Raw genomic sequence first — 7,038 nt, 5'->3', positions numbered from 1 at the left:
CCATCCCCCAGGGCAGGTCGGTCGGCGTGCCGTAGGTGCCATCGCCCGCCAGGAAACAGCCGATCCTGCCGATCCCGTACGCCACCGACAGCGGGAGCGCGGTCGCGCCGGCCACGCTGGCCAGAGGCAGCCGGTAGCGGCGGGTCAGGACGACGACGGTGAGGATGCCGCCGATCAGCCCGCCGTACCAGACGAACCCCGAGCTACCGAGCAGGTGCCAGCTGAACTGGGCGCGGTTGTCGATCAGGAAGTACACCTTGGCGGCCACGAACCCCCACACCGCCGCCCACAGAACCAGCGAGTGCGCCTGCTCCACCGGGAAGCCGAGCCGGCGGAAGGCCCGGCCGAGCAGCCACGCGGCGACCAGCGCCGCGAGGGCCTTGCTCACCCCGTACGACTGGATCTGGATTCCGAACACTGAGAACAACACCGGCCACACGGCGAGACTCCTCCATCAAGCGACGCACCCGCGTGGCACGCCGGCTCCCACTGTCGCGGGCCGGGGTCAAGGGCCCCCTGAGCGGCAGCCAAGATCACGTCAAGAAGCCGATGAAACTGGGCGGGGGTGCCTGGCGAAAACCTCAAGATTCGGCCAAGAACCCCGATCCGGGGCTCGACGCCGCGAAACCCCGGTGGGTAGCGTCGATGCCCATCCTCACACCTGAGGCGAACAACCAAGGGAGGCATGATGGAACACACGAACCTGACCCGACGGGTGGCGTCCGGCTTGACTGCGGCCCTGTTGGCGACCGGCGCCCTGACCGGGGTGGCGGTGGCGGCCGCACCACCGGCGCAGGCGAGCGCACCGGCGGCGTCCGATCAGGCGGCCCGGTTCGAGGTCGACTTCCTGACCGGGATGATCGACCACCACCACATGGCGGTGATGATGGCCGAGATGTGCGTCGAGAAGGCGGTCCACGACGAGCTCGCAGCGACGTGTGAGTCGATCGTGGCCACCCAGTCGGCCGAGATCGCGACCATGCAGCAGTGGCTGGAGGACTGGTACGGCATCTCCCACGAGCCGGACATGACTGGGATGCAGTCGATGCACCGGTTCCACGACCTGGACGGCGAGGAGTTCGAGGTGGCGTTCCTGCGGTCGATGATCCGCCACCACCGGGGTGCGATCCGGGAGGCCGAGAAGTGCCTGGCGAACGCCGAGCACGACGAACTGCTGACCCTGTGCAGCGACATCCGAGACGCCCAACTGGCCGAGATCGCGCAGATGCAGGACTGGCTGCAGGAGTGGTATGACCTGCCGGGCGGCCGACCGGTCGGCACAGCCTGATCGAGGCCCTGCCCCCGCGGGCGGCCCGACGGAGGCGTGACGCGCAAGGGCGGGGGGTCGCGTTCGCGACCCACCCGCCCTCTTCACACGCAGGACCAGCTTCAAGTGCGGAGCAGCCGTTCGACGGCCCGGAGGGCCTGCTCCACCTGTTTTGTCTGCTCGTCGGCCAGGGTGGTGGCTGCCCCCCGCTGCAGGCAGTCGCGGAGGTGTTGGTCGACCAGCATCAGGGCTGCGGCTTCGAGGGCGTGGGTGACTGCGGCCACCTGGGTGAGGATCTCGATGCAGTCGGCGTCGCCGTCGACCATCCGGGCGATCCCGCGGACCTGCCCCTCGATGCGCCGCAGCCGGCCCAGCAGGGCACGTCGGGTCCGTGGGCCCGACGCACTCCCGTGGGCTGCAGGGGCGGAAGCGCCCGGGTCAGTGGTGGCCGGCGCCGGAGGGTCCATGCGCGTAGCGGTGCGGGTCCGCGTCGAAGGTTTCGGCGCAGCCCTTGGAGCAGAAGTAGATCGTGGTGCCGTCGTGGTCGCGGGTGGCGGCCGCGTCGGTCGGATCAATCTTCATGCCGCAGACCGGGTCGACGACCTTGGCGGTGGTGTCCTTCTTCTTGCCGAACAGGCCGAACATGGTGGTTTCCTTTCGTTGGGTGTGGTGTGAGGCTTCGACGCTGCCGCCCACCTCGACGAGCGGGTCGACGCCGGCCACCTGGGTGGTGGCAGCCAGTGGACGGGGGGTGAACCGGCGGAGCCGGTTCGCGTTGGCGACCACCGACAGCGACGACAGTGCCATCGCGGCGGCGGCGATGATCGGGCTGAGGGTGATCCCGAACGCCGGATAGAGCACGCCGGCGGCGATCGGGATGCCCAGGATGTTGTACAGGAACGCGAACACCAGGTTCTGCTTGATGTTGCGCATGGTGGCCCGGGACAGGTCGACGGCGGTCACTATGCCCACCAGTGCCCCCGAGACCAACGTGATGTCGGAGGACTCGATCGCGACGTCGGTGCCGGTCCCGATCGCCGACCCGACGTCGGCCTGGGCGAGGGCGGGGGCGTCGTTGATGCCGTCGCCGACCATGCCGACCACCTTGCCGTCGGCCTGCAGGCGCCGGACCTCGGCGGCCTTGTGGTCGGGCATGACCTCGGCGACGACGCGGGTGATGCCGACCTGGCGGGCGATCGCGGCGGCGGTGTGCCGGTTGTCACCGGTCATCATCACGACCTCGATGCCGCGGGCCTGGAGGGCTGCGACCGCCGCCGGGGCGCCTTCCTTGAGGGTGTCGGCTACAGCAACGACGCCGGCGGGGTGTCCGTCGACCGCGACCAGCATCGCGGTCTTGCCTTCGGCGGCCAGCCGGTCGTGGGCGGCGAGCAGGACGGCCGCGTCCACCCCGAACGCGTCCAGCAGCCGGCGATTGCCGACCAGCACGCGCCGCCCGTCGACCCGCGCCATCACCCCTTGGCCGGTGACGGACTCGAACCCGTCGACCTCGGGCACAGCGAGCCCGCGCTCGGTCGCCCCGGCCACGATCGCGGCCGCCAGCGGGTGCTCGGAGGCGCGCTCGACCCCGGCGACAGCGGCCAGGAGGCGGTCCTCACCCCCGTCGGTCACGGGGATGACGTCGGTGAGGGCCGGGACGCCGCGGGTCAGGGTGCCGGTCTTGTCGAGGATGATCGTCTGCAACTTGTGGGCGGTCTCCAAGGCTTCGGCGGAGCGGATCAGGATGCCGTGCGAGGCCCCTTTGCCGGTGCCGACGGTGATCGACATGGGAGTGGCGAGCCCCAAGGCGCACGGGCAGGCGATGATCAGCACCGACACCGCGGCGACGAGCGCGAAGATGAACACCGGCGGCGGGCCGACGAGCACCCACGCGACGAAGGTCCACACCGCGATCACGATCACCGCGGGCACGAAGTAGCTGGACACCTGGTCGGCGAGCCGCTGGATGGGCGCCTTGGAGCCCTGGGCTTCGCGGACCAGCTTGATGATCTGGGCCAGCATCGTGTCGGCGCCGACCTTGGTGGCCCGGTAGCGCAGGGCGCCGGTGGTGTTGATGGTGGCGCCGATCACGGTGTCACCGACGGACTTGGTCACCGGCATGGATTCGCCGGTCACCATCGACTCATCGATCGAGGAGGAGCCGCTGGTCACCTCGCCGTCGACCGGGAGCTTCTCCCCGGGCCGGATCAGCACGATGTCTCCGACCCGCACCTCATCAACGCCGACCTCGAGTTCGGCACCGTCGCGCTCAACCCGGGCGGTGCGGGGCTGCAGCCCGATCAGAGCGCGGATGGCCTCACCGGTGCCGGCCTTGGCCTTTGTCTCGAGCAGGCGTCCGAGCAGGATGAGGGTGATGATCACCCCGACCGCCTCGTAGTAGACGTGCCGCAGTGCGTCGGGCAGCAGCCAGGGCAGGAACGTGACCACCAGGCTGTAGCCGAAGGCGGCAAACGTGCCCAAGGTGATCAGCGAGTTCATGTCGGCGGTCCGGTGCGACAGCGCCTTCCAGCCGGTCCGGTGGATCGGCCAGCCGGTATAGAACATCACCGGAGCGATCAACGCCAGCTGTAGCCACGGGTTCATCAGGAACTCGGGAACCCACATCGCCTGGAACAACTCCACCGCCATCACCGCGACCAGCACCGGCGCCGACAGCACCGCACCCACCAGCAGCCGGCGGGTCAAGTCGCGGATTTCGGCGGCACGCTCAGCCTCCTCCGCCTCCGCGTCGGGGGCGGTGCCGCCGGCCGCGGTCGTTCCGTCCACCGGCCGGGAGGGCTGCTCCACCATGGTCCCGTCGCCTTGGGTATCGGCCGGGGGGTTCCCGCTGACACGGACCACCCCGGACACCATGTTCATCCCGCACGCGAACCGGTACTCCCCCGTTTCGGTGGGAAGGAACTCCACCGCCGTGGTCCGGAACGCCGGCAGCGCTGCGTTGACCTTGAAGTCGGGCATGACCACCCGCGAGGTGCACTCACCGCTCTCCTGCCGGTCGAACAGGAGCCTGACCGGTATGCCCGGGCGGACGCCCTCGATCACGTCCGGGCTGTAGCCACCGTCCACGGTGACCCGGACCACCTGGACGCCGTCCTCCAGGCTCACCTGTCCGGCCCGCTTCGGACCGAAGAAGAACCACCACAACAACCCGGTGACGACCACCGCGCCGCCGATGACGAGCCAACTCATCACAACCACCTCACCTTGTCCTGATACCCCCCAGGGGTACCGCTTCTGGTGTCAGGTTAGGCGGGACTCGTGTCCGGATCGGCAGGATCGGATCAAGGTCGCGTCAAGATCCCGACGCAGCCTGCGCGGCCGGGGTGCCTGGTCGGCGCTGGGACTCGTCGGGGAGCCGCAACCGCTTCAGCAGCAGGGCGTTGACAGCGACGATCAGGCTCGAACCGGACATCGACAGCGCAGCGATCTCTGGCCGTAGGGTCAGCCCGACGCCGGCAAACACGCCGGCCGCGATCGGCAGGGCGACCACGTTGTAACCGACCGCCCAGCCCAGGTTCTGCCGCATCTTCCGCAGCGTGCCACGGCCGATGGTCAGGGCGGTCGGCACGTCGAGGGGGTCCGACCGCATGAGGACCAGGTCGGCCGTCTCGATCGCCACATCGGTGCCCGCCCCGATCGCGACCCCCACGTCAGCCTGGGCCAGAGCAGGGGCGTCGTTGACACCATCACCGACCATCGCCACCACCCGCCCCTGGCGTTGTAGATCGGCCACATGGGCGGCCTTGTCGCCGGGCAGCACGTCCGCGATCACCGTGTCGATCCCCAGCTGGGCGGCGATCCGCTGTGCGGTCGCCTGATTGTCCCCGGTCAGCATCACCACCTGCACTCCCTGGTCGTGCAACGCCGCGACCGCCCGGGCGGAGGTCTCGCGGGGGGCGTCCGCCAACCCGATGACCGCCACGATGCGGCCGTCCACCGCGGCGAACACGGCGGTCTGGCCCTGGGCGGCGACCCGCTCGCGGATCGGCCCCGCCGCCGACAGGTCGACACCGAGGGACTCCATGAGCCGCCGGTTCCCGACCGCAACGTCCAGTCCGTCGACGACGGCGGTGGCCCCGTGGCCGGGCACGTTGCGAAACTCGGCAGCCTTACGGGTCGCGACGCCGAGGGCGTCGGCATGGGTGACCACGGCGGCCGCGAGCGGGTGTTCGGATTCGCGCTCCACCGCCGCGACCAGGTCGAGGTGGGGGTCGCCCCCGACGGCGATGACCTGGGTCACCTCGGGTTCGCCGCGGGTGAGCGTGCCGGTCTTGTCCATCACCACCGTGTTGACCTTCGCGGAGGTCTCCAGGGCGGTGGCGTTCTTGAACAACACCCCTCGCTTGGCGCCCAGACCGGTGCCGACCATGATCGCGGTCGGCGTCGCCAGTCCGAGGGCGTCGGGGCAGGTGATGACCACCACCGTGATCGCGAACAGCATCGCCGTCTGGACCGACGCGCCGGCCAGCAGCCAGGCCCCGAACGTGAGCCCTCCTCCGATGATGGCCACCAGCACCAGCCAGAACGCCGCCCGGTCCGCGAGCCGCTGGCCGGGGGCCTTCGAGTTCTGCGCCTGCTGCACCAGCGCGACGATCTGCGCCAGGGCGCTGTCCGCGCCCACCTTGGTGGCCTCCACCCGCAGCGTCCCCGTGGTGTTGATCGACGCCCCCACCACCGCTGAACCGACCGTCTTGTCGACCGGCAAGGACTCCCCGGTCACCATCGACTCGTCCACCTCGGAACGGCCCTCCCGGACGACGCCGTCGACGGGCACCTTCGCGCCGGGACGGACCAGCACCAGGTCGCCGACCAGCACCTCGCTGGTGGGCACGTCGGCCTCGACCCCGTCACGAATCACCGTCGCCATCGGCGGCGCCAGGTCCAGCAACGCCCGGATGGCGTCGTTCGCGCCGCCGCGGGCCCGCATCTCGAACCAGTGCCCCAACAAGACGAACGTGGTCAGCACCGCGGCCGCCTCGAAGAACACCTCGCCACCACCGGTGAGCGTGACGTACAGGCTGTACAGCCACCCGGCGCCGATCGCGATCGCGACCAGCACCATCATGTCCAGCGTCCGGTTCCGCAGGGCGCGGAAAGCCCCGTCGAAGAAGATCCAGCCCGCGTAGAACACCACCGGCAGCGACAACACCAGGGCGAACACCTCGTCCCGCAACCCGAACGGCGCCGGCAGCCCGAAGCCGAGCATGTCGCGTCCCATCGGGGAGAACAACGTGATCGGCACCGACAGCACCGCCGCGACCAGGAACCGGTTGCGCATGTCGGCGACCATGGCGTCCATCGACATCCCCCCATGACCGCCATGACCCATCGCGTCATGCGGCGAGATCACCACCCCCGCGGCGTGGCTCGCCGCCTGGTCGTGCCCCCCATGACCGTGCGGCACCGTGGTTCCGGGGCCGCCGTGCCGCGCGTGGGCGTCCGGGGCTGCGTGCCCGCCGGGATGACCTGCCGGTTCGATGCGGGGAACGCACACGTGGGTGGGCTGTGACTCGCCGGCACAGTGGTAGCCACACTCGCGCACCCAGCCCTGAAGTTCGGCGACGTCGGTCCGCGTCGGGTCGAACGTGACGGTCGCCGTCTGCGAGATCGCGTTCGCGTCGACCGCCAGCACGCCTGGCCGGGTCAGGAGGGTCTGTTCGACGCCGTGGGCGGTGGTGGCCCAGTGCAGGCCACCCACGTGCAGCACGACCGACTCGGCGGTGGAGTTCAGGTTCATCACATTCTCCTGTCAG

5 protein-coding genes are annotated in these 7,038 nt (G+C 70.1%); 1 reads left to right on the top strand and 4 read right to left on the bottom strand.

Annotated features, from left to right (window positions below; genetic code table 11):
* A partial coding sequence (locus V7E09_RS11580) for a prolipoprotein diacylglyceryl transferase (protein ID WP_324523422.1) occupies positions 1–439 on the bottom strand: 439 nt, incomplete at its 3' end.
* Between the two features lie 246 nt (positions 440–685).
* Here V7E09_RS11580 and V7E09_RS11575 point away from each other — a divergent pair.
* Complete coding sequence (locus tag V7E09_RS11575; protein WP_131167279.1) at positions 686–1,288, top strand: DUF305 domain-containing protein; 603 nt, start codon at positions 686–688, stop codon at positions 1,286–1,288.
* A 101-nt stretch (positions 1,289–1,389) separates the two neighbouring features.
* Here V7E09_RS11575 and V7E09_RS11570 read toward each other — a convergent pair whose 3' ends face one another.
* The 3 genes from V7E09_RS11570 to V7E09_RS11560 all read right to left on the bottom strand — a co-directional run bounded on the left by V7E09_RS11570 (position 1,390) and on the right by V7E09_RS11560 (position 7,022).
* The gene (locus V7E09_RS11570) at positions 1,390–1,734 is read right to left on the bottom strand and encodes a metal-sensitive transcriptional regulator (RefSeq protein WP_324512311.1); all 345 of its coding nucleotides are present in this window, start codon (positions 1,732–1,734) and stop codon (positions 1,390–1,392) included.
* On the bottom strand, positions 1,706–4,474 hold the full coding sequence (locus V7E09_RS11565) for a heavy metal translocating P-type ATPase (RefSeq protein ID WP_324523421.1): 2,769 nt from the start codon (positions 4,472–4,474) through the stop codon (positions 1,706–1,708). The genes V7E09_RS11570 and V7E09_RS11565 overlap by 29 nt, the downstream gene beginning before the upstream one ends.
* Before the next feature lie 103 nt (positions 4,475–4,577).
* Complete coding sequence (locus V7E09_RS11560; RefSeq protein ID WP_324523420.1) at positions 4,578–7,022, bottom strand: heavy metal translocating P-type ATPase; 2,445 nt, start codon at positions 7,020–7,022, stop codon at positions 4,578–4,580.
* Between the last annotated feature and the right edge of the window lie 16 nt (positions 7,023–7,038).

Source organism: Propioniciclava sp., assembly GCF_036744435.1.
In the GTDB taxonomy this organism is placed as follows: Bacteria; Actinomycetota; Actinomycetes; order Propionibacteriales; family Propionibacteriaceae; genus Propioniciclava.
This window is presented reverse-complemented; position numbering and strand designations above follow the sequence as displayed.

Bases quoted from the DNA above. Each gene is read 5' to 3' on its own strand.
- V7E09_RS11575 (WP_131167279.1), top strand. From the start codon at position 686: ATGATGGAACACACGAACCTGACCCGACGGGTGGCGTCCGGCTTGACT.
- V7E09_RS11570 (WP_324512311.1), bottom strand. From the start codon at position 1,734: ATGGACCCTCCGGCGCCGGCCACCACTGACCCGGGCGCTTCCGCCCCT.
- V7E09_RS11565 (WP_324523421.1), bottom strand. From the start codon at position 4,474: ATGAGTTGGCTCGTCATCGGCGGCGCGGTGGTCGTCACCGGGTTGTTG.
- V7E09_RS11560 (WP_324523420.1), bottom strand. From the start codon at position 7,022: ATGAACCTGAACTCCACCGCCGAGTCGGTCGTGCTGCACGTGGGTGGC.